This window comes from Paenibacillus sp. FSL P2-0121, from assembly GCF_037975345.1.
Taxonomy (GTDB): domain Bacteria; phylum Bacillota; class Bacilli; order Paenibacillales; family Paenibacillaceae; genus Paenibacillus_AQ; species Paenibacillus_AQ odorifer.
The window spans coordinates 5942487-5969009 of sequence record NZ_CP150245.1; the positions used below are offsets into that span (position 1 = coordinate 5942487).

Consider the following 26523-nt stretch of genomic DNA (forward strand, 5'->3'; position numbering starts at 1 on the left):
TGATAGCAAAAGCTGATTTCTACTTCTACATATGTAACAAGGAGGAAACAACGTGAACAATATTACGCTTGGCGTCCACCTCATCGTTAACAATGAAGCTGATCTTCTGCCCCACTGTCTCACAAGCGTAGCAGGTGTTGACGAGATTGTAGTCATAGATACAGGCTCTACTGACGAATCCATAGCTATTTCCCAAGCGCACGGGGCTAGAGTATTCCAACGGGAATGGACAGAAAACTTTGCTGCAGCACGTAACGAAGGTCTCGATCAGGCGGATACCGATTGGATTCTAGTCCTTGATGCCGATGAACGCCTGCAAACTCCACTTCCGGAACTTCGCAGCCTCCTGCAAAACACGCAAGCTCAGGCTTTTACAGTACAAATTGATAATTGGCTTGGCGTTCGGCCTGAAGATAAGGTAAAGCACAGTGCGGTTCGTTTATTCCGAAATGGACAGGGTTATCGATATAGCGGAAGAATTCATGAAGGAATTGACGCTGCAATCCTTAAATCACATAACATCTCGGCGATTGAGCATAGTGATATTGAGATTGAACACTTCGGATATTTGCCGGAAATCATGGCACGAAAAAATAAAATCAAACGCAATGAGCAGCTGCTGCGACTCGCTTTAGCCGAACAACCGGAAGATCCTTTTCACTCGTATAATTTAGCAGTCACCTGCTGTCAGGACGGTCGTCTTCTGGAAGCAGAGACATTACTTCGCCAGACCCTTCACCATGTGCCACTTGAAGCTTCCTACCGTCCTACGATGATTAGAGATCTCTGTAAAATTTATCTGACTCAAGGAAAAACGAATATCATAGATACCTTGCTGTTGCCTGAATTGGAGCGTTATGAGGATTACCCTGACCTGCATTTTTTATTAGGCCAATCTTTGGAGAGTCAAGGCTTGTTAGAACGTGCTTTTCAAGCTTATCAGCGTGCAGTATCCATTTCTGGAGATCAGGTTAGTCAAAAATATGTATCTGAGCAAGGGATGAACACCTTCCGCCCACTTTATCGACTAGGCTTAATCTCAGAGCGGCTTGAGCTTCAGGAGGACGCTGCGAGATTCTACCACCGTGCGCTTCAACACCACTCTTTATATAGGCCTGCCTTGCAGGGAATAGCTTCTGCTTTTCAACGCTTAGCTGTACCCGATGAGGAGATTGCCGGCTTGCTGATACAAATCGTCCCCCCAACTAATGCTGCCCAACGAGCTGCGATCATTGACAGCTTATTTGCGATAAATGCTAATGAGACCATCACTAACTTATCCCGAGACACTTTTCCCTTGGAATTAGAGACGGCAAATTGGATGATCTCTTCACTCCTGATCACCGGCAAGCTAGAGGACGCCTATACAACCATAAGACAAATGACCTCCTTAGCTACGCAAGATAACCATGATTTAGAATATCTGAAAAAGTGGCCTACCCTCTGGGCTATTTGCTCTTGGGCGCTTTTTGGAGAATTCCACAATGACCTGCTAACCTATGTACCAGACGAACTTCGTTTCGGACTGCAATACATTCAGAAGTGCCACCAGCAACAAAAGGTAGATCCCGCTGAAGCAGAGGTAGATTCATTACCATTACATTCCTCATTCATTTCAGATTTGATCGAACAATCAGTAAAACTACACCAGCCCGAGTTAAGCGACGCTTTGGTAAAGCTGTTCCCTACCTTTCGGTCTGAATTAGCCGCAGCATTATATAAAGAAGGCAATAGGAATGCGGCAGGTGAGCATTTTATCAGGTTAGTTAGCGATCAAGCCGCTGATGCGAAGGTTCTTTTTTATATAGGTGAGATGGTCTTTGACAAAGGGCATTACACGGAAGCCAGTGAATGGTTTCAACAAGCGCTGGAGCAGATGCCTGAGCATGAGGCTGCCCGAGTGGGTTTAGCACTCTGTTACCTTCAGCAAGCGAAGCATAGCATGGAGGAGGCACTAAACAGCTTGGATGCAGCTAACGTTCATGGTCCACTGCAAACGGATATTGGTGCCATCCATAAATCCATCTTTTTACTAAATCGTACACCGTGGCATACACAGTGGAGCTTCCGCCAGAGTGAGGGGAGGACAGCCAAATGAGCATGCCCAGCCAAAAACCTCTGATTTCTCTATGCATGATCGTTAAGAACGAAGCAGATAACCTAAACCAATGTTTAAAAAGTGTACGTGGTATCGCCGATGAGATTATTGTAGTCGATACTGGCTCTACTGACTCCACGCTACAAATTGCTCTAAGCTTTGGAGCTAAAGTTGTTCACCATACTTGGAATGGCGATTTTGCCGCTGCCCGCAACGCGGGTCTTCAGCAAGCCCACGGACAATGGATTCTCATTCTGGATGGAGACGAGGAACTGGATGCGAAAAGTAAGGGGGAGCTGTTGCTGTGTGCGGAGCATTTGGAGTATGAAGCTTTTTTTCTGCGCATTCATAATCATAAAGGTTTAACCGCAGCTTCACAGACCATTACTGTTAATCCGATTATCCGGCTATTCCGTAACCGCCCGCAGTACCGTTTCAGCGGCATCATCCACGAACAGATTGCAGAAACGATCGTAAAAGCTACACCCAAAGCAGCAATGCATTTAAGCAACGTAGTCATCCATCATTACGGTTATGCAGACGGCGTAGTAGCAAAAAAAGATAAGATCAAACGAAATGTTGAGCTGCTCAAGGAACAGCTAAAGTTAAATCCCAATGACCCCTTCCACCATTTCAATATGGCTGTTGAATATATGCGGCTTGGTGAATATCAACCGGCTCTAGAGCATATCAAAAGATCACTTAACGAAGCTCCACCCGACACAAGTTATGTTCATCTGCTGCACAAATATCAAATCCGCTGCCTGGCAGAATTAAAAGATTTCAACGCGGCGCTGGAAGCTTGCGACTCAGGGATAACCTTACATCCAGATTATCCTGACTTGGCTCATATCAAAGGTGTGCTGCTGTTTCAAATGGGGGCCCTAGTTGAGGCCAAAACAGCATTGCTGCAAGCCTTAGTCATTGGAGAAGCTCCTTCCGGTTACCATACCGAGTCCGGATTCGGATCTTATTTGACATTTTATTTGCTGGGACAGTTATGCGAAGAAATAGGCGATGAGACCGAGGCCTGTGTCTGTTATACCAAAGCTGCTCAGCTTCATCCCGAGCCAACGCCCATTATAACCCGACTGATCCGAGCCTTAAAATGTGCTGAGCGCGAAAATGAAATTTTGGGCTGGCTTCACGCTCATCTACCCGAATACACAGCCGCTAAAAGCGGACTTCTCTTAGATTTATTGCGGATTGAGAGATGTGAAGAGGCAGCAAAACAGCTGATGAAGACCACAGGGCAGTCCTCATCTAATGACTCGTTATTCAACCCAGCCAATCACCCAGGGCGTTCGGAGCTTTTGTTGGCGGATCGTCTGCTTGCCTCCCTCTCCTCTTCAACCCCCTATTCTCCAGCGGCTAAAAGAGTGCGGCTCGCAATCCCACTGCCCAGAGTTTCAGATTAGGAAGGACGTATTCCTATGACCACACCGGATATCACACTTTGCATGATTATTAAGAACGAGGCAAACCATCTGGAGAAATGCTTATCCTCTGTACGCGGGCTAGTGTCTGAGATTATCATTGCGGATACAGGCTCAGAGGATAACAGTAAAGAAATCGCTCAGAGGTTCGGTGCAAAGATTATCGACATTCCTTGGGAAAATGATTTTTCCAAAGCGCGGAATATAAGCCTAGAGTATGCAACTTCCGCTTGGGTTCTGGTACTGGATGCTGATGAGGCTGTGGATCATTGGAGTGAGGAGCTGCTCCAGCCCTTGCTTGGTGCCGAGTATATTCATGGGTATTGGCTGCCTATTATCCACTATGTCGGTGAAATACCTGAAGCGGATTTTGTTACAGATCATGTCTGTCGATTATTCAAAAATGATAAAAGAATTATTTTTCGTGGAAGTATTCATGAGGAGATTGCCAGCAGCATTTGGGAGCTTCCAGCGGGGGAGATCGCTTATGCAGATTTGCGTATTTTCCACTACGGATATTTAGAAGATGAACTGCTGCGTAAAAATAAATATAACCGCAATTTAGCACTCATCAACAGGGGTCTGCGGCTTCAACCGAACCATCTTTTTCTTCGTTACGCGTTAGGGGCAGAGTATTATCAGCAGGGTCAATATAAAGAAGCGGCAGAGATCCTCCTTCCGCTGCTCACCGATGCTCCAGCCCCTTCCGGTTATGTCTCAGATATTTACCTTAAGACGGCGTACGCCTTACAACTATGTGGCCGAAAGCAGGAAGCCGAGGAAGTTTTTCGTACGGGGAGCGGTCTTTTTCCCGATTTCACTGATTTATTAGAAAGCTATGCCCTCCTGTTACTGGAACAAGGGAAGCTCAGCTCAGCCAAGCATTTCTTGGAGAACGCACTTCAGAGCGGAAATACAGCACATAAATACCCTTCTTCCTCAGGCAGTGGAACGTATCGGACAGAACTACTAGCCGGAAGAGTCTGTGAGAAGTTATACCAATATCCGGATGCGTGGAGACATTACGAGGCTGCCATACAACATAAGCCTGATTATAGCGAGGCGTGGAAAGAACTCATCCCACTAAGCCTTCTATCTGGAGAGAAGGCACAACTACGAGCATTGACCCACAACCATCTGCACTCTTTATCTCCTGATACTTTGAGTTATCTTCTGCCCGCAGCGCTCAATGCCCGCGATCCGGAATGGCAAGCTGAGCTTTCTACAGCCAGCCAGTTACCCTCATCTGTTCAGGCTGCATTGCAGGCGATTCTGGAAATAAACAATCAACCGGAACATCTTCAGACACTCGCACCGCTTGAACAGCTGCTTCATGATCCTTCCCATCTTTCCAACCGATCCTTTGTACTTGGCTACCTGTGGGCTTTCTCTTGCGGTATTGGAGATACAGAGTCTGCCATGCGCTGGCTTGTCTGTCTATTGCCTTACAGACCGGGGATTTTATCGATCCATCATATTTTAGCAGGGAATTATAGCCTTAAAGCTGATCTTTCGGATCTAAGCTATGCAGCACAATTGCTGCTTCAGACTGGTGCTTGGAATAGTTTATTAGCACTTTATCGCCATTCGGAAGGATCTTCCTTACACTGGTCCAGTCTGCCGCAGCCCTTACTCTACGGATTACTTGAAGCCCCCACCTCCATAAAAAAACAATGGTGCTCTATTTATGTCAGCAAGCACCCTCAATATCATACACCTGCGGACTGTACCGAGTGGCAATTATACGCTGCGATAGCCTACTCCTGTGGAGAGATGCCCATCCTTCATGTAGAGGATGAAGCCGCTTTGCGTAGAGTCGGGGGGGCTACCGCAGCCGTGAGCCTCGCTTATTACAAGCTGCAGCTCGCAGCAGAAGTATATCCGCAAGGGATACCATCAGCTCATATCCCTTCTGCGCTGCTTCTGAGATCTGCCAGCCGGACTTAGCCGGTTGGCAGATCAGATGCGGATTTCAAAGCTCCTCTTGCCATTCCACCAGATGGGGCTGCTCATCAAGGATAGATTCGTACTGCTCCAGACTACCCCAGCGCCCCTCTGGATCAAGCTCCAGGTAACGCGAGTATTTTCGCCGAAGCTCCTCAGGGGATATCGCCCAACCATAATGTTTCACACGCAGCTCGGTAAGAAACCCCGGCAATACCGAATAAGAGAGCGGAAGTCTTGGCACATGATGATCCATTTTCGGAAAAAAATAATGAAAGTTCGGCAAATACCGGACTAGTGTACGGGTATGCTTCGTGTGGATATTCCAATGCTCATCTTCACGGTAATGTGTGGTGCCACCCCAAAAATCAAATAATCGGAAAGATACCCAGTCATACACATCCTGATCGATGAGTCGCCTCATCTCCCGTTTAGCAGACTCTTCATAGAATTCATCGGCATCCACAGACAGCAGCCAATCCGGATTCGTAGATACCGCCAGCTCCCACAATGTTTGCCGTAGCTCCCATTCACGGTTAAACAAAGAGCTTTGCAGGGTTACGAGCTTCTTAACTTTGGCAAAAGAGAGACATAACTGAGCCGTATGATCTGTACTTCCATCATCCACGATCACAATATCATCCACGAACTCACTTAATTCCTCCAGCACCTGCTCTAAATACCTTCCGGCTTCGTTCCTAACCTGCATAATAGCGGTCAGACGGTTGCCTGATGTTTTGCGGAGTGGCCCTCTATGACTACTCATCCTCCACTCTCCTTCTCAATCGTCTTACAGCCTCTTCGAGATCTGCCATCTCTGACAAAAGTGGCCATGCCTGATTGTCTTGCCCTCCTGCATTTAAAAAGCTGCGAATGGCCTCGTGCCGCCTGCCATACAGCAAGTGTATGGTGCCTTCCATGGCTTCATCCACATTTTCTTCCTGCTCATGTTGCAGCACTATTGCCTTTTCCCATTGAAAAGTCCGCACATAATTTTGCACCAGCAACGCTTTTGCCTCGGGAGAAGTTAGCGGACTTAAAATTCTTACTGCCGCTGCCTCATCCTCATTCAGGTGGAACAACTCCGCGCGAACCAGTTCATCCTGCCCGGAATGGAGCCAGCCCTCCATCCTTTCTACTGCTTGCTTCTCCTCTGCGGTAAATGCTGTAATCGCAAATTGGCGGACCGCCGTTTCCAAATTCCCTGTCTTGGCTTCTATTGCAGAAAAAAACCGGAAGTGTGAAATAAGGCAATCCAAATATTCATACAGAACCATTAACTCAAAGGATTGCGCCAGATATCGATTCGCTGTGGAGTCCCCAAGCAAATACAAATAAGATGCTGCCAAATAATGTACAACAGGCTGGCTGGGCAGCTTGGCGCACATCGAGGTATAATAATCCGCCCTAAGCTGGAGTTGAATCCTAAACCAGTCCGTAGCAAGGAGGGGCTCCTCCTGCCATAAGTTCTCAATCGCCTTACTCCACAACATCTCATAATCTGTCAGAAAATAAATCCGCTCGCGCTGACATACAACTCCATACGATTCCTGCTGATCCCCGTCGAGATAAATAATATTCTCCCTGCACAAGCTCTGCTCCAAATAGATCCGTTCTGACCGGGTTCCTACTAGATCGGCCTTTGCTCCAAGCAAGCCGCTGTATTTATCCCATAAGACCTTATTTTCTTCTTCCGGACAGCGCTCTAATAAAGCCACTATATATCCCGCTTGCAAAGAAAGAACCTCTGGTAGCCAATAGGGAGAAGAGACCAGAAATGTGTACTCCCTCGCCTTGAGAGTATGAATATCCGCGATCATTACCGGCTTGATCTGGCTGTTAGTCTGCTGCTCAAGAGTCATTCTTCCGGCAAAACAGACCTCTTCCCGCTCGGGCAGAAGATCCAACAGTCTTTTATATTCGTATTCCTCCCAGGAGCCTCTGCTCAGAATTAAATATTTCATGACTGCGCCTCCTTGCCCCTGCTCCTATCTGCCTTCTTCCCCTGCGGTTCGGACAAATCCCCCACATAACCTATAGTTAGTGAAGCTTCAGGGTGAAGCTGCAATTGGTGCGAAGTAGACGCCTTACAGGTAATCACTCCAGGCACATTCCCGCCTTTATGAGCAACTCGCTCTAATGGAAAAACAATTCCCGAAGGGTCCCCCCTAAGCAACCGCCCCACCTCTTCGTCCATATCCGTAGATAAACTAACGATCAGATCCGCGGAACCTTGGGTGATCGCCTTCACTACCCGTTCAACGTAATATTTCTCATACCTGATAGAGTCTGATAAATACACAGTTATCTCACTCTCAAATAATGCAGATGCATTCTTCAAAGCCCGCAGCCAAGCCTCTTGACCACGAACTGCAATCACTACATCCTGTTCATTTACTGGCAAGCCGGAAGCTGTGTTCATCCATCTGTCCTTGATCCAGATCCAGCGAATATTCTTGTAGCTCTGCTGCTCCTGTGTAGCTGCCCATTCCTGCGGAAGATGGTCCCCATTCCCATCCTCTTCACAATAAACAATCGCCGTCACTAATGGCGTTTGCAAGGTTGCCTTACCGAGTGGAATAACAGGTTGTGTTGATTGTAAGAATCCATTCTGCGGTACAAGATGTTCTTCGGCTTCTAAGACATCTTCCAGTGCCCATTTTGTACTATACGCCTGCCAGCCATCCGCAAGTGTTGGTCCGTTCATCCTTCTCTGGCCCCTATCAAGTGAATGTATAGCATGAACATACACAGCATCACTTAGCGCCAGCTTGGCTCCAGACTGCCGCGCTCGAAGACACCAATCGGCAATCATAAGAGACCGCACTTGAAGCGAGGTGTCCAACCCTCCGATACGCTGAAGCAGCTCTTTAGAGAACAGGAGGCAAGAACCCGTTAGTACATCCATCTCTCGCCATTCTCCTTGATGCCGGCCAAGATTGTAGCTTACATGAGCAGCAAACTCATCATAGGTGCCGAAGTGAAGACGTTTCTTCCCTTCCCCTCTTTCGGTTGAAGAGCGAGGGGCCACCACCTTAACTGAAGCGTCATCAAAAGGAACCCACAATAGCTCACTTAGCCAGCCAGGCGATACCATGATCGAATCTTCAAGCAAAACCGCGAAACTGGTTTCGATCTGTGCCAAAGCCTGGTTAGGCATGTACTCCTCCTTTTCATAAGGAAGAAAGAGAATCGACTGCTCCGGTGAGAACTGTTCCGCTAAAGTTTCCATAGGAAAATCAGGAGTCATCGCCACAGCAATAATGCGCACAGACTCTCCAGAATGGAGCAGCAGCAAGGGTAAGCAAGCTGCGGCACATTCCAGGCGGCTTAGCTCAACTACAAGGGTAAGTCCATCTTTACTCGGCAGTGGAAGTAGTCCCGTGCGCTCCAAGAACCCATACCTTCCCGCCAAGCGTTCCACATTCAGAGATTCTTGCGACATTAGGATTCACGCTCCATTTATTAAAGCTGTTCTACCTATAGTCTATGAGCGCTGAAGCGTGATATCCCCTTAATTTCCTCCGCCCGCGCCTTTGTCTTCTTCCGTATGATCTGCACCCGTACTCGCGGGATCGGTTGCCGCTGGAGACGAGCTGTTATCTTTCTGACTGTTACTGGTGGTATCCTTGCCCTGATCCACTACTCCACTCTTATCCCCGCCTACAGCTGGAGCAGGAATGGCAATTCCCGGAGCACTGCTGCCGTTCGCCCCCACAGGTTGACCTTGATTATCGTAATAATACATAGGTACATCTCCAACAACCATCAGATAAGACACAGGAATTTCTGTATCCACTACCTGCGGCTCCATATCAAAAGGAATGACGACTGCAACCTCTGTCACAATATGAATGTATACCTCGACCAGAATCATATTGATCCCAGCGTTTTGCTGGCGGGTGCTGAGTTCAACCTTAACCGCACCTTGTGGTTCAATCTTGATCGGAATATCGGGTCCATAAGAAGCAATAAGGGGACTGCCCAGCGCTTGCCCCAGCGGAATATATTCTGTTCGATTATGCAATTCCTGCAGCGTAGACTGAATGACCTGTGCCGCTTGCGAAGTAATACGCATATGCTCCGCGTAGTTGAGCATGAACCCTGATATTTTCCCGTTCTTATCCGTCTTCCAATCAATTAGCTCTTCCGCATTCCCTCCATTCGCAACCTGTGAGGTAATCGCCTTATTAATCGATTCCGTAGCGATTTGCTTCACACGTATTTGTGCTAAATGCAGGATGGGCGGTTTCATATGCAGCTCCACATAGCGCAAGGATTGCAGCACCAGCACAAGTATTACTAAGGATGCTATCAGCCAAAATTTACGTCGGCTTCTTGGCTTATGTCTTCTTCCGCCTGCAACCGTTACCTTACTCTCTGGCCGGCTGGATAATCTAAAGCGGCCTTTGCTACGTTTGGCTTCAAAGCGCGTACGCTGCGGCCTAACCGCTGCCCGGCTGGGTTTTGACTTGAATGCGGAGCTTCTCGCTGAGAATCTCCGATTCGTGTCCCCATTTATTTTTGGCAGCCGAAAATGGCCTAGATCAGGTATTCTCAGCCTTCGGTTTCCCCATTTTTTCAATCTGCCCATTGCAACAGTCCCTCCCGCCTTACGCAGAGGTCAAGCCACCTCCACTTAATTTAAGGTATTCGCTAAGAGGACAAAAAAGAAGAACGTTCCCTCCGGCAAACTGCGCCTGAAGTAACGTTCTTCATCCTTTAGATCATGAACTGGGAAGATGATATTAGTGCATTCTGCTCCGCTTATCCTCCTGCAAATGGTCCCAATGACGCCGAATAAAGATGCCAATGAGAATAGCTATAAACACCGCATACCAGGTAAGATAACCATTCCATTCTTCACGCGGAACAATTAGGGTGGATCCGATCGTACCGAATAACCATATATAAGACAAATTACCAAGTACGGTTCCCCATATAAAAGATGAGGCTTTAATCGGTGAAACAGCAGACATGAAATTGATTACATTATTCGGAATAATCGGGATCGTACGCAATAGCACCAGTGTCCAAATCCCATATCGATCCAAGTAACGCTGCCATTTATCATAGCGCTTCAGTTTGCTTCTCCATTTTCGGTCAAACCAGTTATACAGATATCGCCGAATGAGAAAATACATCAGTATTCCGCCCAGATTGCAGGCCAGCCAACTGATCAGCATGCCTCCAATTACGTTAAAAACAGAGACATGCAGCACGATCAAAATTACGAATGGAAAAAATCCTAATATACTCTGCAAAAGTGCGAGCGGGATGGTCACGAATAAAATAGATGGCCCGCTAAGGCCCAGCGTTTGCAGCAGCCAATCAATCCAGGTATTTATGGTCTCTGTCATGAAGCAGTCTCCTCTCTTGACTCCTTGCAGCAGCTGCCTCCTGATTTACTTTGACAAAGCATAAGTCTAAGTGTGTAAACTAGGTATCCATTCTTATTGAAATATAAGCAGGGTACACTAAGAGCTTGTAATACTTTGCTTATATTCCCAAGAAAAACACCCCTTACGGGGTGTTTTATTGAATGAGCTTGCTTATGAAGTGTAATGTGTAAAGAACAGTAGTTAGCGTACAAGTTACATTTTTGTTTCCATTTATTCTTCACATCATAACACAGTTTTTAATCTACTTACAATTCTATACCTGCAACCCAAGCATTCACTTTATCCGGATTGCTCTCCACCCAAGTTTTAGCGGCTTCTTCTGGTGACTTGCCACCCTGAACCTCAATCATTACTTTGGCCATATCTTCTGCTGTCCATTCGAATTGATCCAGGAATTTGTAGACATTCGGCATGTCATCTTTCAGACCTTGGCGAACCATCGTGTGGATCTGTTCATCCGCACCGTAAACCCCTTTTGGATCTTCCAGATATTTCAGATCCATATTGGCGAACATCCAGTGTGGTGTCCAACCTGTAACAACGATTGGCTCGTTATTGTCATAAGCCTTTTGCAGTTCCTGAGCCATCGCTGCGGATGAGCTTTCAAGAAGTGTGTAATCGCTAAGATCATATTCCGCGATAGCCTTTTCTGTGGTTGTCATAATGCCGGCACCTGGCTCAATGCCGATAATGCGATTGTTCAGCTTTGCTGCCATATCACTGTTCTTCAAGTCTTCAATAGAGTTAATATCCATATAGGCCGGAACAGCCAAGCCAACCTTAGTTCCGTTTAGATTTGCACCCAAATCTTCAATTTTTGCACCGTACTTCTCTAAATAAGCCGCATGGGTGCTTGGCAGCCAAGCTGCAACCATTCCATCCGCACTACCGTCTGCAACCCCAGCCCACATTGGACCAGCATCTACCTGCAGCATTTCAACGGTAGCTCCAAGCTTAGTTTCAAGTACTTCCTTTACTACATAAGTACTCGCAATTTCCGAATCCCATGCTACATATGCTAATTTTACCTTCTCTTTACTTGATGAAGAACATCCAGCAATAACAGCAATCATCATAATAACTAACAGGAATACCCCTATATTTTTCTTCTTCATTTATTTAAAACTCCTATCTTTGTTTTGGTTTTAGTGCGTTCTGTGTCAAACGGTCCAGCAGAATGGCGATAATAACGATCGCAATCCCTGCTTCGAATCCGTCTCCTGTCTTAGCCTGTGATACCGCACGGTATACATAGGCACCCACGCCCTGTGCACCAATCATCGATGAGATAACAACCATTGACAGTGACAACATAATGGTCTGGTTCACACCTGCCATAATTGTTGGTAAAGCGATTGGAAGCTGCAATTTAACTAATTTCTGAGTAGGTGTCGATCCGAAAGCATCTGCTGCCTCCACCAGTTCCTCCGAAACCTGACGAATTCCGAGATTGGTTAAGCGAATCGTTGGCGGAATTGCAAAAATAATCGAAGCAATAACCCCTGGAACTACGCCCAATGAGAAAAAGGATACCGCTGGCAATAAATATACAAAAGCCGGCATCGTCTGCATAAAGTCCAAAATAGGCGTAACTATATTTCTAACGGTATTTCTCTGCGCACATAAAATACCAATCGGCACACCAATTACTACAGCCAATATCGAGGCGGTTAGAACAAGGGCCAAGGACTGCATAGAAGGTCCCCATAATCCAAGATTATCAATCAGAAGCAGCCCAATGACCGCAAATAGTGCCATGCGCCATTTACCGATCCAATAAGACAAAGCTGCAATAAGCACGATAAGTACTAATGCTGGCAGGAAGGTAAGTGCATTTTCAATGCCAGCCACCATACCACCGATAATCGAATGGATGAAGTCAAACAGGGGCCCACAATAAGTCGTCAGCCAATTTTCCAACCACTCGAGTGCCTTTCCCAAAGGCAGTTTAGGAATGTCCATTATAATCCTCCTTCCGGTACCGCGTTGCCGGCGAGTGCGGAAAGAACGGCTCCTTTAATCACAATACCCTTCAATTTATCCGCTTCATCTACGACGGCTACAGGCAAATGTGTCTCAGATATTAATTCAAAGAAATCATTGAGTAGCGTTTCCGGTTGTACACGTGGGATTTCTCTCCGCGTTACTTCCAGAATAGATTTATTATCATTCAGTGCCTTAAGGGCATCCTCAGCTGTAATAACACCCAGAAGCTTATTTTCCTTGTCCACTACATACAGACTGAATATACCACTGTCACGCATTAATTGAAGCGCTACCCGAGGCCCGCGTTCAGGTCTGACTGTTTCCGGCTGACGCATTACATGAGCTGCAGTCAACACCTTGGACAAGTCCACATCCTCCACGAATCGCTCTACATATTTATTGGCAGGTTGGATGAGGATTTCTTCCGGTGTACCAATTTGCACAATGACTCCGTCCTTCATCAGTGCGATCCGATCTCCAATCCGCAAAGCTTCGTCTAGATCATGAGTGATAAACACGATGGTCTTCTTCACTCTGGCCTGTAATTCCAGCAGCTCTTGCTGCATGTCTTTACGAATAAGCGGATCCAGTGCACTAAATGCCTCATCCATAAGCAGGATATCCGGGTCGTTAGCAAGGCCCCGTGCCAGTCCAACACGCTGCTGCATCCCTCCACTGAGTTGATCAGGACGATGATTCTCCCAACCTTTCAGACCTACCAGATGCAAGGCTTCTGTTGCCAGTTCAGTTCTTTTCTTTTTATCTACGCCCTGAACTTCAAGCCCGTATGCTGCATTCTCCAGTACGCTTCGATGTGGAAATAATGCGAACTTCTGAAACACCATGCCGATGTTCTTCCGTCTGAATTGGCGCAGCTGCTCCGGATTCATTTTCACAACATCTTTCCCTTTAAAAAGAACTTGCCCCCCTGTAGGCTCAATCAAGCGGTTCAACAAACGAACCAGCGTCGACTTACCGCTGCCGGACAAACCCATAATGACGAATATTTCTCCTTCTTCAATGCTGAATTCGGCTTTGTTGACTCCGACTGTCAACTTCAATTCCTGAGCAATTTTTTCCTTCGACATCCCTTGCTCTAATAAAGGAATCGCGCGTCCCGCATCATGACCGAATACTTTGGTTAGTTGTTTCACCTCTATAATAGCCATGCCGTCCTCCTTCTCCCGAAATGTTATCCGGGTTTAGTTCACTTATAGTAGTTTACCGGACTATTGAAAATTCATGCAAACACCATATACGGATAAAATTTAGTGTACAGTTTTAACTTTATGAACTTTATGTATGGAATACTCTGTTTTACGCCAAATTCCTTTCTTCATGAATTCTTTACTTATGGAGGGGGATTTGATTACAATACATTGTATAAGGTTGCAGTCTATCGACCTATTCCTCAGGAGGGACATCATGAACGATTTAGAAGGGCTTACGCCCGAACAAATAGAGAAGATTAGTAAAGCCCGTGAACGTGTGATCGATTCTATCGGCAAAAACATGGATCTGTATGGCATTACCTTGTCTATTGGACATTTATACGGTTATATGTACTTCAATCAAGGTCCAGTGACACTGGATGAACTCAGTAAAACAATGGGAATGAGTAAAACGTCCATGAGTACGGGAGTCCGTACCCTTCTAGATCTGAAAATGATCGACAAAGTATGGGGGAGAGGGACGCGCAAAGACTTGTTCACCACTGTGCCTGACTGGCATCAGAACTTCAGTGATTACTTCTCTATTAAATGGAGAAAAGCCGTCGAAGGTAATATGATCTCACTAGCGAAATCACTTGCAGAAATTAACGATATGAAAAAAGAGTATAGTGACGATAGTAAACTTATGCAGCTCTTAAATACAGATGAAGAAAAAATAACTGAATCCATTAACTACTACCGCTGGTTGCTGAAACTAATAGAATCTTTTGAGAGTGGCAAAATTTTTGAATTTATCCCTAAAGAAACTTAAGTCAAACCCACAAAAAACACACAAAAAAACGACAGTGCTCCTGTAAAAAGGAAAACACTGCCGTTTTTTCTCGTTTACCCTTCGATCAAGCTTACATCATCTAAATAAATTGTACTGCCCGCGCTAATTTCACTATTCGTCTCCGTACTATTCCCATCTATAAGCCCTAGCAAAAACACCAGATGAACACCAGCGTCTGTTGCCCCATTCATGGTAAAAGTGTAGCTGTATTCGTCCATATTCTGGGTCAAGGCTACAAGCTCAGCTTCCATATATTTGGTGTAGTCCCCGCCCTTATGCTCCACAGCTACCTGAATATTGCGGTTTACTGTAGAACGAGCTTTAAACTTCAAGGTGTACGTCTTTCCCTGAACGAGCTTGAGATTTTCGTAATCCACCTGTGCGCTATAAGGGGCTTGCCCGGTACCTGTTAAGTTGATAGCAAATTCCCCCTCTTGAACAGAAGCAGATCCGATTCCGTCAAAATACTGGCTCCAGCCCGTTGCATCTACATCGAAGGTTCCATTATCCAGGGTACCGCTTGGCGGTGTTACTGGTGGACCCCCTTGTACCTCCCTGACCACAATATCGTCAAAAGAAATCGTATGCGGTGTACTGTTAGCCGCAGGATCAGCGCCCAGCGTTTTGCCGATCAGATAATTAAGCTTCAGCGGGTTGCTGTTCGACACCGTAAATTGTGCTGTATAAGTAGCCCAATCCGCATGAATATCAAACTTAGCTTGCGCGGAAGCAGCTGAAGTATTGGAGTATTCTAACACAATTTGGCGCGGAATCGTTGATTTTGCTTTGAAGCTCACCTCATATGTTTTTCCGCCCTCCAGTGGAATACCCTCTTGGAAAAATTGTGTATGCCACGCTTCCCATCCGGCCGACGTAATCAGGATTTCAGCTACGCCATCCTTCACATTAAACGCGGAGACGCCACCTTCTCCGGACCATGTAGTCCAGCCCGTCTTATCGCTGCCAAACGAACCATTGATGACTAGATTGTTATCATTAGCTAGAATAGTCTGCGCGACAGTTGCAGTAACATAATGTTCAGCCTCAACAGTAATGGTATAACTTCCTTCTGCCGGAAATACTGCTGCTTCAATTGTGATTTTTCCCGGTTCAATAGTGTACTGCTCTGCATTAAGTGTTGTACCGTTAACCTTTACCGCCATGATTTGATTCCGCCAATTTGCATTGTCGATAAAAGTAAGCTCAATCGGCTGCGAAACTCTGTTATTACTGCTGTCGCTCAGCAGCTCCTGCGGTTTGGCCGGTGCATTTTTGATCTCAAATTTCACATTGTTAATGATAATATCATGGTTTTGAGGAATACTAATCCCCTCAACCTTCCCAAGCAGGAATTTAAGAGACAATGTATCCTTGCTGCCTTGCCGGAATTCGAATCTGTAATGATTCGTCTCCGGCGTTACCTCCAGAATATTGCTGAACGAGGCCTGATACGTACCATTTTCTACGTTCACCCCGATTTTGCGGATTACGGTTGAACTGGCATCAAATTCAACCACATAATCCATTCCAGCAGCAGCTTTCAAGTTGTTCTGAAACAACATTACAGAATAAGCCTGACTGCCAGTATTCGTAATGCTAAATTTCGCTGCTCCATCTACAACCGTAGCGCTGCTCTGACCACCCTGCTCTGTCAACAGGCGGTCCCAGGCGCTAAACCCAAAGTTAAATTCACCATTCAGGAGCGGGTAATATATTAGCGATGGATCAAAATAGAAGCTAGTACGTATCATCTGGAAGTTATCCAGAACGACTGTATCCGCTGCCCCGTTTAACAATAATACGAATTGTCCTTCATGATCGGTTGCACCTCTAAGATTGATAAAGGTGGCTTTAATTTTTTGCTCACCTTCGCTTAAGTTAACCGGTTGTTCTGCCTGTACACTGCCGTCTTTTCCTAGTAGTTGGACCGTTCCTGTGCGTGCAGAGGAGACTGAAGCATTGAAGGTAACCTCGTAGTCCTGCCCTTGAATGAGCTGAATTCCCTTCTGAAGTAACCGAACCTCACCATTTTCACTGCCGCCAATCTGCAGCTTTAACTGGCCAGCGTCATTAACGCTTGATTCTACCGTGGCACCACCAGCTGCTTCCGTATGCCAATAACTCATCCGATTGGGTTCCCCAATATCGAAAGTACCATTGTACAGATGATTACCGTTGGCCAGCGGTTCCTTCGCACTATCATGAGGGAATTGAATATTCTCAATCTCTTCTAATCTGACATTACCAAACCATACCGGTGAAGTATTGGTACCCACGTTGAACTCGACGCGTGCAGCAATATCTGAGTTTTCCTTCATTTGAAACATCGTCTCGTAATGCGTCATCGCTGAAGTTAGATCTACCTTAAGCGATGGAGAATACGCTGCAAATCCACGAGATTCTCCACCTGTTAACCGGACGCTCATACTGCGGGACATATCGGTTTTGGCATCGAAGCTGAGTTTATAGAACCTGCCTTTAGCTATAGATACGATAGCTTGGGGTTGAATCGAATAAAAATTGCCGCCGCCACTGCTGATATCTACCTTCACATAATTGCGCTCCCCAATAGGAACGGTAGAAACCGTAGCTTCAGCCCCTGCTTCTTTATAAAGTGCCCAATGTGCGGTATTCGGGATTCCCATACCGTCATCCCCCGGCGCCTGCTCCGAATAATTGTTGTTATAGACCATGTTGCCGTCTGCCAATGCAAGCTTGGAGCCTTCCGGATAGGCTTCCTTCTCCAGTGTAACTGGAATAGGCTCGCGGTACTCACGACCTGTCAGCTCGTAGACTCTAACGTAATCAATCTCCATCGATTTTGGAAATACGGTTTCGCTAGTCGGATCACCATCAAAGTTACCGCCTACGGCCAGATTCATCAGCAAATGGAACTTCTGATTAAACGGCGCTGGATACACATTATTGGCAGGCTGCCCATTGCTGATGCTGTACCAGTCATTTTTGGTCGAATATAATTCACCATCCACATACCAGCGAATTTCGCCCGGCTCCCACTCAATAGAGTACGTATGGAACTGCTCAATCGTAGCGTTGTCCGGAAATACATACTCTTTGCCGGAGTATACATTGTTCGGCGCCATACCGCCGTAATGAATCGTCCCCGCTACCGTGTCTGGACGACTGCCCCAGCCTTCCATAATATCAAGCTCACCGGAAGCAGCCCAAGTCCCGTACACATCGTTCTCCGGCAGCATCCAGATCGCCGGCCAGTACCCTTTTCCAGTAGGTGCTTTGGCCCGAATTTCAAATTTCCCATATTTCTTACTAAACAACCCTTTAGTCTTAATCCGTGTAGAAGTATATTGTTTGCCAGCTTTTTCTTCTTTGTGGGCCGTAATGATCAGGTTACCGTCCTGTTCCTTTACATTCTTCTCATCGTTGGTATACCACTGCTTCTCATTGTTTCCCCAACCTGGATTGTTGTATTGCGAACCATCTCCAAGGTCATAGGTCCACTTTGTAGCATCAATCTCTCCATCATCAAACTCATCCCCCCACACCAGTGTCCACGGATCAGTGGTTGGTGTTGGTGTTGGTGTGGCTGTTGGTGTCGGTGTGGCTGTTGGTGTCGGTGTTTCGGTTGGTGTTGGTGTTTCGGTTGGTGTTGGTGTTTCGATTGGCGTAGCAGTTGCCGTAGGTGTCGCCGTTGCTTCAGGTGTGGAGTTTGGTGTCGATATTGGACCTACATTCCCCGAACTGCTTGGCGCTGAGCTTGCTATTGGCAATGTTGTTTTGCCAGTGTTTCCTTTTTTTAATGCTACACCGCCAATCGTTACTCCATCGGCTTTGTTATCTATTGTGGTTACGCTTCCGCTGCCTTGAATTGCTGTACCTCCAGCGCTCGCAGATAGGATTAGTGCCGCCACTTGTGAATTGTTCTCCAATGTTAATTGGGTCGGACTTCCCAGAGTAAGGCTGCCGACAGTTCCAAGGATTCTTAACAAAGAACCGCTGACTGCTGAGTCTGCCGAACGAACCGCTCCAAATTTTCCGCGAAGCGAAATATTGTGAGGAACGACATCCATCTCAACATCCCCAAACCCTGCCCCGGTAAGATCGCTGGTTTCTTCCAAGATTGCCCCAGATAGCAGCCGCACTGTACCCACAGCTGTTGACCCGCTGGCATAAATCCGAACCTTACCATTAGGCTTGGCTACTTGAAGCAGTCCAAGAGAAGTATGGTGTAAGCCGATACTTTGCTCGCCGCCTCCCCGTACAAAAGTAGTCCCAGTTACCTTTACACCTTCAAGCTTTGCATTCCCGTCAGCTATCCCCTCGGTTAGATAAAGATTACCTTGGATGACCGTGTCTTTAAGAATCACATCAGCCCGATTAATGACTACATTGCCCTTTACTGTTCCTAGTGAAGTCTCTCCTGATTTCAGGAGGAGTCCCGAAACCATTCGATCAGCCAACTGAGCTAACTCTGCACGGGTGATCCCACCATCTGGCTTAAACAAACCTCCAGGATATCCTTTTACATAACCTGCACTCGATAGAACAGCTATTGCTTTTGCGGTTTCATCGCTGACTCCGTTCAGATCGGTGAATGCTGCTGTACTGCTTTTGTCTGCATTGAAACGAAACACTTTCTCCAATGCTAACGCCGCCTCAGCGCGCGAAAGTGCTTTTGAAGGATAAATATTGTTCTTCTGATCACTGCTTAAATATCCAGCTGCAATCCCTTTGGCTATATCATTTTTATACCAGTCTGTAGCCTGGACATCAGCGGGAACCTTATCCGATTGCTCCTGATAATTAAATATACGATTCATAATAGCTGCGAATTCTGCCTTCGTGACTTCCTTACCCGGACGAAACGACCCGTCGTCATATCCGCTTATGATCCCATTTGCGCTCCAACGCTGTAATGGGCCTGCGGCCCAATGACTTGGAGATACATCGGTAAACGCTTTCAATCCATTGATTGGTTCATTTTCCACTTTCGTTGCCGCTGAATCAGGTGAGTTTTCCTTTAACGCCTCTGCCGCTGAAGCATTCATGCTCCCAACCGGTGATAGCAGCCCGGTGACAAGGAGCATAGCAGCAAGCGCTGCTGTGAAATTCCTTTTCATCCTAAACATCACTCCTCGAATTTCGTAATATTCGTAATTCAAGCGAAAAATCGAAATCGGTTTCGACAATGCTATTGTTGCTTAGTTTTCTATTTTTGTAAAGATGTAATTTTGAATTTTTTTACATAGATTATTTTGGAATAAATCTGCATAGTGAAATATATATTTGACTTGTTTCGGCAATAATAATAGACTGAAAATAATTGAATTTTCATTCACCCTATTCATAATAACTCGCAAATAACCGCTCTAGAACAGTCTTTTTCTCAAATTTCAACTATTTAGCGGAGGGTGGCTTTATTAACTATGAATATCAAAATGATTGCCGAAATGGCCGGCGTGTCTGTCTCGACTGTTTCGAAAATTATGAACAATTACAACGATGTTTCCGAAAAAACCAAGCAAAGAGTTTTGGAGATCATCGAACAAACCGGATATTCACCTTCCAACTCCGCCAAGACACTCGCAACTAAGAAGTCGAATCTGATCGGGGTTATTTTTGCTGGCGAGCTTAATGTCGAATTTACCCATCCCTTTTTCGTAGAAGTGCTAAATTCCTTTAAAAAGCAGATGGGCGTTCTGGGCTACGATCTCATTTTCTTTTCCAACGAGAAATTCATCAGCAGCGGCGATTATTTCGCTCGATCTGTTCATTTTAATGTGGATGGATGTGTCATTATTTCCGGGCAAAAGATGGAGCCTACCATCCGCGATCTGGATATGAGCAGTATTCCTTGTATCGGGGTCGACCTTGAGCTAAAGGGCAAAAAATCTGGCTTTGTGATGTCAGATAACTTTCAGGTTTCTTCCAAGGTCGTGGAGCATTTTTATCTACTTGGCTATAGAGAGCTTGGATTTATCGGAAGTGCAGCGGATTCAGATATTTCTAACTTGCGGGAATCTGGATATGTCAAAGCTATTGAAAGCTTCGGCCTCACTTTGAACCGTCAATGGTTTGTTCATGGCGACGATTTCTTTGAGCCCAGCGGTTATACGGCTATGCAGCAATTAATTCAAGCCGGAAATTTACCAAAAGCCATTTTTGCGGCTTCTGACTTGCTGGCTCTGGGAGCCATCCGGGCTTTGAAAGAACACGGCCTCAGCGTTCCTGAAGATATTGCAATTATCGGTTGTGACGACATTGAAGCCTGTAAATATACCAGTCCAAAACTGTCGACCATCCGCCAGAACAAAGAACGGCTTGGCATCCTCGCTGCTCATATGCTCTATGACTTGATTAACAATCAGTCTGGCGGTGGATCGTTTGTAGTGGAGCCTGTGCTTATTGTACGTGAATCCTGTGGCAGTCAATTAAATACTCAGTAATCAAAAAAAAAAGACAACAGCCAAGGTAAGCGGGTTTCCGCAAACGGCGTTGTCTTTTTTTGATTAACCGAAACGTTTCGTTATAAACATTCATTGGACATCAACTCGCCAAATTCCACCTCTTAATATGGAGTAGGTATCCCTACCTGATGATCCAAATTCAACTCAATCAATTGTCCAGCCTGGGTCAATCCGGCACCAAAACCATACATCAGGATCTTTTGTCCATTTTGTACTTTACCCTCGCGGATGCCCAAATCGAGTGCTAAAGGAATCGTGGCAGCAGAAGTATTGCCGAAATTCACAAGACTGTGCAGCACCTGCTCCAGCGGATAATTTAATCGCTCGCATATTGGCTCAATCATGCGCATATTAGCGCTGTGTGGAATAAACCAGTCTACTTCCTCCAGAGTTACCTCCGCTTTTTCAAGCAGCTGTTGCACACCTAAAGGAACCGTTCTGACCGCCCAGCGAAACACTTCACGTCCGTTCTGTACCAGCATTTGTGTATCTACCAGCTCAATATTGTTTACAGTATGGGCAAGCCCCGTACGGTACACATGATGTGCCCCACCGCCATCACTTGCCAGCTGGAAGCCCAAAAATCCCGTCGACTGCTCATCACTTTCCACAAGCACAGCTCCCGCTCCATCCCCAAAAAGAATACATGTACTGCGGTCAGTATAATCCGTAATCTTGGAGATCGTATCCGCACCAATAACCAGTACCTTGCGATGCATTCCTGAAGCCACATAACTGTGAGCAGTATGCAGTGCATAGACAAAACCCGCGCATGCTGCACTCAAATCCATAGCACCCGCAGTCTGTGGAATGTTAAAACGATTTTGAATCAAAGAAGCTACTGAGGGAAAGGAAAAGTCAGGTGTGCTCGTAGCTACCAGGACCATATCGACATCCTGAACGCTTTTTCCATAACGAGTCATAAGATCCTGCACAGCTGCTGCACATAAATCACTTGTATACTCATCCTGCCGACTAATTCGACGCTCACGGATTCCGGTCCGTTGCACAATCCATTCATTATTTGTATCTACGATCTGTTCCAGATCGGCATTAGTCAGTCTTTTAGCTGGGACATAGGTTCCGATAGCGGTAATTTTTGCACCTGTCATTCCAATCACCTCTTCAATTATCTGATATTAGTACTTGGTACTAATTATAACTCTGTGCCTGCTAAAAAGTAAAGAAGGCCGGTAAAGCATCCTAGCTTCCCGGCACTTCCGAAACCTTACGAACCCACTTAGAACCGTTTTCTATTACGCTGCTTTCTTTTTCTGATAAACAATATAATCGCAGTTACAATAACCACCACTAAAATGATAAGCACAATCACGATATTCCATACATTAGGCACATAAACCTGCATTTGAATTGGCTCTGTATCCGCTAGTGTAACATTCCAAGTAAGGGTTCTGCCGTCCTCCACATTTGCATTATTGTCTCCATATAAATCCACAGGTAACGTTAATTTAAAGTCAAAAGCCATGTTTTGCAAAAACGCCCGAATAATCGGCTTCGATAAGCTGAGCGATCCCATATTATCCATTATGGTGTCTATGTAACTATTTAATTTAGGCTTCGCCTCAACATCATATTTGGTATAAAACCAATAATCTTTGGTATCTAATTTCAGGTCCACAATATCTAAGTCACCAGAGAGTGCTTTCATTTCCTCAAAAGAGGCATAAGATTTCATGAATTCATAGACTGTAGATTTTCCATCTTGGCTTTTCTCTAGCTCAATCCCCTGATCTTTAAGTTTGTTTACCAGAGCATCTTCCATTTTTCCGCTAATCAACGCTTCTGCCCGCGAATTCACTTTCATATTCACTGCAAAATCTACGCTTCCATTCTTATTCACTGTGACATGCGCTGTTCCTTTAGAACAGCCTGATAATAGTACAAGCATTAAGAGCAGCCCTAGTAACGAAAACCCTCTCCATTTTGACAACAACATTTCCCTCAAACCCTTCACTAACATGTATTTATATAACGGCTACCCATTCTATAAAGGCTACCTCATTTATATCATAGAATCAAACTCTATATGAATGAATAATCAAATTTGAGGACCGTCAAATTTAAACTTTATACGCGCATAAAAAAGAGGCCCTCACAGAAGTAACTATTTCTACTCATGAGGTAACCTCTTTCAAAAAAGCATCAGCAAATTTGATGTTACTTGGAGTGCTCGTTGTCACTTGGGTGCTCGACGTTACTCGGGATGCTTAATGTTACTTGAAGTGATCGACGTTACTCAGGATGCTCAATGTTACTTAGAGTGATCGTTGTCACTTGGGTGCACGGTGTTACTTGGACTTTCAAAGTTGTTTTCGGACCTCAGAGCCGTTATTTCCGCACAAACGCCTCTTTTCATGGGCTATCGGACTCTAGAGTCACTATTGGTGCAAAACGACCCCATTAGGAGCCATTTTACGAGGAATAGCGCCTCTCCAGTCCGAAACTATCCGTAAAAGGCTCTAAATTAGCAAATAGCGGCATCTGAGTCCGAAACTCAACGCCAGCCAGCCCGCAACCGCCTTACTACCGCCTCCCGCAATGGCCCTACTATCGCACTACTGCAGCACTACTACCACCCTACTGCCGAAACAAAAACACTACTCCACAAACAACGTCCTACTCTAAAACCACTCCATTGCCCATCAAGCTGGGCTTATAGAGTCCCGCTTATGTGGTTAAAGAGGCGCTTCTTTTCCCCGCTCCATGTAGTGAAGCATTCTCTTCACTCAAGCCGGTGTCCGCTTGGCGGAGAACCTTTCGCCCCCTCCAGCGCGCCAAAACAAGCAAACCTCTCACCAATTCGTCGGCTATCATACAACAATAGATACCTATGAGTCCCCAGCCGACGCTGATTCCTAACCAATAGGAGCAGCCCACGCCAATGAGGGACATAGACACGATGGAAGTATACATCGTATAACGCGTATCCCCGATGGCATTCAGCGCGTTGCCGAGGGCCATATTCAGCATTTTGGAGGGCTGGAGCAATAGATTTAGAGCTAACAAAGAAACCCCGATCGCAATAATTTTCGAATCAGATGTGAAATAACCGAGCAGCTGTTTTCCGAACAAGAATAATAACAACATGTTAGCTGACACAATACTCAAACCAATAAAGAGTGTACGATATGCACTGCGGTAAGCTTCTTTCAGTTTGCCTGCTCCGAATAAATGAGCAATCTGTATCTGCCCCGCCAGCGCAAAAGCATAACCAAGCGTGAAGCAAAAGGACTCCAAGGTGTTAAGATACGTGCGTGCTGCTAACGCTTCGGCTCCAAGTGCAGCCAGAAAGGAATACACAATAAGCTGGGAGAATACCCAACAGGAAGAATTGATCCCCAGCGGCCAGGCAATCTTCAGAATTTGCTTGAACAGCTTCCCATTGAATATACGGAAATCTCTAAGTCTAACCTTGATTTCGAAAGAACGCCGGAATAAGGAATAGAGAATAATCACTCCGACCAGTCTACTGATAATACTGGAGATCGCGATGCCCGCAAGACCTAGCTGAGGCAGACCGAATACACCAAATATAAAAATATAGTTCAGAATTATATGAATCACGTTGATGATGATCCCTGTGTACATTGGCCCTTTGGTATTCCCTGTGTTCCGGATAGCGGTACCGAGGGAAGCGATCATCCCGACCATAAAAAGTCCACCGCCGACATGGGAGATATAGACATTCGAAAGTGACAATAGCTCAGGTGCTATATTTAGAACCCCACCAATAGGGCCCGCATAGAAAAACAACACAATACTTACGACAATCCCCAACACGAGGCTAACCGATACTCCCATAATAGCAATCGTGCGCGCTTCACCAAAACGTTTGGAGCCCATTCTCTGTGCGATCAGAATCCCCGCTCCACCCGCAAATGTTGTAAAAAGTGTAGTCAATGCACCGAACAATTGATTGGAAATGCCGACTACGGCGACTGCATCATCAGAGATACGGCTGACCATTAATGTATCTACCGTACCCAGCAGAGTCTGTAGAAATACCTCTATAAATATAGGCCAAGCCAATACCCAGAGTCCAAAACCCTGTCTTTCTTTTTTCACTATACAAACCCTCCTCGTAAACCATACCTATAGACTTAGCCTAAAAAATAACATCTTTATTCATTAGGTCAGACTAAATTATAGATGATATACTTTGGATGATGGTACAGATTTCAAACCAATTATTACATTATTCCAACCTCGCTAAAAGGAGCTGCTGACATGAACATCTTGAACTTCACCGTTCCTCCGTTGCTGTACTACATTGTGAGCGGATTCCATACTTTCTCCCCCGGCCATTATCATATGAGCCGCCATAATACCCGGGTGTTCGATATGCTTGTAGTTAAACAAGGCTGTTTATATATGAGTGAAGGCGGTCTCCCTTTTCAAGTAAAAGCGGGTCAGGCGCTCTTGCTTCGTCCAGACAGCCATCATTTCAGTACGGATAGCTGCAAGGAATCCACCTCTTATTATTGGCTGCATTTTCAAACGGTGGGCGACTGGAATATGACCGAGGATACGGCTGCTGCGCTTGAGAAAGATAACGTCAAAATAGAGAACTCTCTGCAATCTGACGAATTTGATATCCGGCCGTTTAGCGTACGCTTGCCTCAATATACAACTCTGCTACAGCCGTCCAAGATGGAAGAGCTGCTCTCGCAGCTGAATCAGCTTGTGCCTAATTCCCATTTAAGCGATACTCCATTTCAGCAGCAGCTGTTGTTTCAGGAGGTTATTCAGCAGTTATCCGCCTCCCTCAGCCATGAGCGCCCCTCGCCCTCCAAAATATGTGCAGAGCAAGCGGCCTCCTATTTACGCAGCCATTTTCGTGAGCATATCACTGCGCAGCAGCTCGGGGAAAGTCTAAGCTTTCACCCTGTATATATCGCTCGTTGCATGAAGAAGGAATACGGCTGTGCGCCGATGGAATATCTGCTGCATTATCGGATTCAGCAAAGTAAACTTTTGCTGATGCAGACCAGCTACACAATTGCCCGTATAGCCGAGGAAGTTGGCTTCAATCAGGCGCCTTACTTCAGCTCCAGCTTTATTCGAATAGAAGGAACCACTCCACGGGAATTCCGTCAACGTTTCTCGTAAATCTGAGTACGTTAAAGAACACAAAAAAAGGGATGCTCCCTGCCATTAGGCTTAAGGAACATCCCTTGCTACTTTTA

The 26523-nt window shown here is 45.8% G+C and carries 18 protein-coding genes; 6 read left to right on the plus strand and 12 right to left on the minus strand.

What is annotated here, in order from left to right:
* Positions 1–52 precede the first annotated feature (52 nt).
* Genes MKY54_RS26205 through MKY54_RS26215 form a run of 3 tightly spaced genes read left to right on the plus strand, consistent with a single transcriptional unit; the run spans position 53 to position 5481 of the window.
* Positions 53–2098 carry a glycosyltransferase gene (locus MKY54_RS26205; protein WP_339188446.1) on the plus strand — a complete coding sequence of 682 codons (2046 nt, stop codon included), beginning with the start codon at positions 53–55 and terminating at the stop codon, positions 2096–2098.
* Positions 2095–3516 (plus strand): glycosyltransferase, encoded by a 1422-nt coding sequence (locus MKY54_RS26210; protein WP_339188448.1) that lies wholly within the window; start codon positions 2095–2097, stop codon positions 3514–3516. The genes MKY54_RS26205 and MKY54_RS26210 overlap by 4 nt, the downstream gene beginning before the upstream one ends.
* Before the next feature lie 15 nt (positions 3517–3531).
* Positions 3532–5481: a glycosyltransferase gene (locus MKY54_RS26215; protein ID WP_339169707.1), complete on the plus strand. Its 1950-nt coding sequence runs from the start codon at positions 3532–3534 to the stop codon at positions 5479–5481.
* 25 nt (positions 5482–5506) lie between these two features.
* Here the strand turns inward: MKY54_RS26215 and MKY54_RS26220 are convergent, their stop codons facing one another.
* The 8 genes from MKY54_RS26220 to MKY54_RS26255 form a co-directional block, all read right to left on the minus strand.
* Positions 5507–6244 (minus strand): glycosyltransferase, encoded by a 738-nt coding sequence (locus MKY54_RS26220; protein WP_076193397.1) that lies wholly within the window; start codon positions 6242–6244, stop codon positions 5507–5509.
* Positions 6237–7442, minus strand: coding sequence for a hypothetical protein (locus MKY54_RS26225; RefSeq protein WP_076184780.1), 1206 nt, complete (start codon positions 7440–7442; stop codon positions 6237–6239). The genes MKY54_RS26220 and MKY54_RS26225 overlap by 8 nt, the downstream gene beginning before the upstream one ends.
* Positions 7439–8923 (minus strand): hypothetical protein, encoded by a 1485-nt coding sequence (locus MKY54_RS26230; protein WP_076184781.1) that lies wholly within the window; start codon positions 8921–8923, stop codon positions 7439–7441. The genes MKY54_RS26225 and MKY54_RS26230 overlap by 4 nt, the downstream gene beginning before the upstream one ends.
* Positions 8924–8992: 69 nt before the next feature.
* Complete coding sequence (yunB, locus tag MKY54_RS26235) at positions 8993–10072, minus strand: sporulation protein YunB (protein ID WP_339188450.1); 1080 nt, start codon at positions 10070–10072, stop codon at positions 8993–8995.
* Between the two features lie 154 nt (positions 10073–10226).
* Entirely contained in the window at positions 10227–10838 is a 612-nt protein-coding gene (locus tag MKY54_RS26240; RefSeq protein WP_076099392.1) for a VTT domain-containing protein, read from the minus strand.
* 287 nt (positions 10839–11125) lie between these two features.
* Positions 11126–11995, minus strand: a complete 870-nt coding sequence (locus MKY54_RS26245) for a glycine betaine ABC transporter substrate-binding protein (protein ID WP_038573223.1) — start codon at positions 11993–11995, stop codon at positions 11126–11128.
* 13 nt (positions 11996–12008) lie between these two features.
* Positions 12009–12842, minus strand: coding sequence for a proline/glycine betaine ABC transporter permease (locus tag MKY54_RS26250; RefSeq protein WP_076099393.1), 834 nt, complete (start codon positions 12840–12842; stop codon positions 12009–12011).
* Positions 12842–14035, minus strand: coding sequence for a glycine betaine/L-proline ABC transporter ATP-binding protein (locus tag MKY54_RS26255; protein WP_036685362.1), 1194 nt, complete (start codon positions 14033–14035; stop codon positions 12842–12844). Before MKY54_RS26255 ends, MKY54_RS26250 begins: the two co-directional genes overlap by 1 nt.
* A gap of 256 nt (positions 14036–14291) precedes the next feature.
* Between MKY54_RS26255 and MKY54_RS26260 the strand changes: the two genes are divergently transcribed.
* Positions 14292–14849, plus strand: a complete 558-nt coding sequence (locus tag MKY54_RS26260) for a transcriptional regulator (RefSeq protein ID WP_036685364.1) — start codon at positions 14292–14294, stop codon at positions 14847–14849.
* Between the two features lie 74 nt (positions 14850–14923).
* Here the strand turns inward: MKY54_RS26260 and MKY54_RS26265 are convergent, their stop codons facing one another.
* Positions 14924–19969: a carbohydrate binding domain-containing protein gene (locus tag MKY54_RS26265; protein ID WP_339188453.1), complete on the minus strand. Its 5046-nt coding sequence runs from the start codon at positions 19967–19969 to the stop codon at positions 14924–14926.
* 306 nt (positions 19970–20275) lie between these two features.
* Between MKY54_RS26265 and MKY54_RS26270 the strand changes: the two genes are divergently transcribed.
* A complete protein-coding gene (locus MKY54_RS26270; protein WP_339188456.1) occupies positions 20276–21295 on the plus strand; it encodes a LacI family DNA-binding transcriptional regulator in 1020 nt (339 codons plus the stop codon).
* A 122-nt stretch (positions 21296–21417) separates the two neighbouring features.
* Here the strand turns inward: MKY54_RS26270 and MKY54_RS26275 are convergent, their stop codons facing one another.
* The 3 genes from MKY54_RS26275 to MKY54_RS26285 form a co-directional block, all read right to left on the minus strand.
* On the minus strand, positions 21418–22428 hold the full coding sequence (locus MKY54_RS26275) for a ketoacyl-ACP synthase III (protein ID WP_076128027.1): 1011 nt from the start codon (positions 22426–22428) through the stop codon (positions 21418–21420).
* Positions 22429–22556: 128 nt separating this feature from the next.
* Complete coding sequence (locus tag MKY54_RS26280) at positions 22557–23273, minus strand: hypothetical protein (protein WP_339188459.1); 717 nt, start codon at positions 23271–23273, stop codon at positions 22557–22559.
* A 731-nt stretch (positions 23274–24004) separates the two neighbouring features.
* The gene (locus tag MKY54_RS26285; RefSeq protein ID WP_339188461.1) at positions 24005–25402 is read right to left on the minus strand and encodes an MATE family efflux transporter; all 1398 of its coding nucleotides are present in this window, start codon (positions 25400–25402) and stop codon (positions 24005–24007) included.
* Between the two features lie 162 nt (positions 25403–25564).
* On the opposite strand from MKY54_RS26285, the gene MKY54_RS26290 reads away from it, so the two are divergent.
* A complete protein-coding gene (locus MKY54_RS26290; protein ID WP_339169722.1) occupies positions 25565–26446 on the plus strand; it encodes an AraC family transcriptional regulator in 882 nt (293 codons plus the stop codon).
* The last annotated feature ends 77 nt before the right edge of the window (positions 26447–26523 follow it).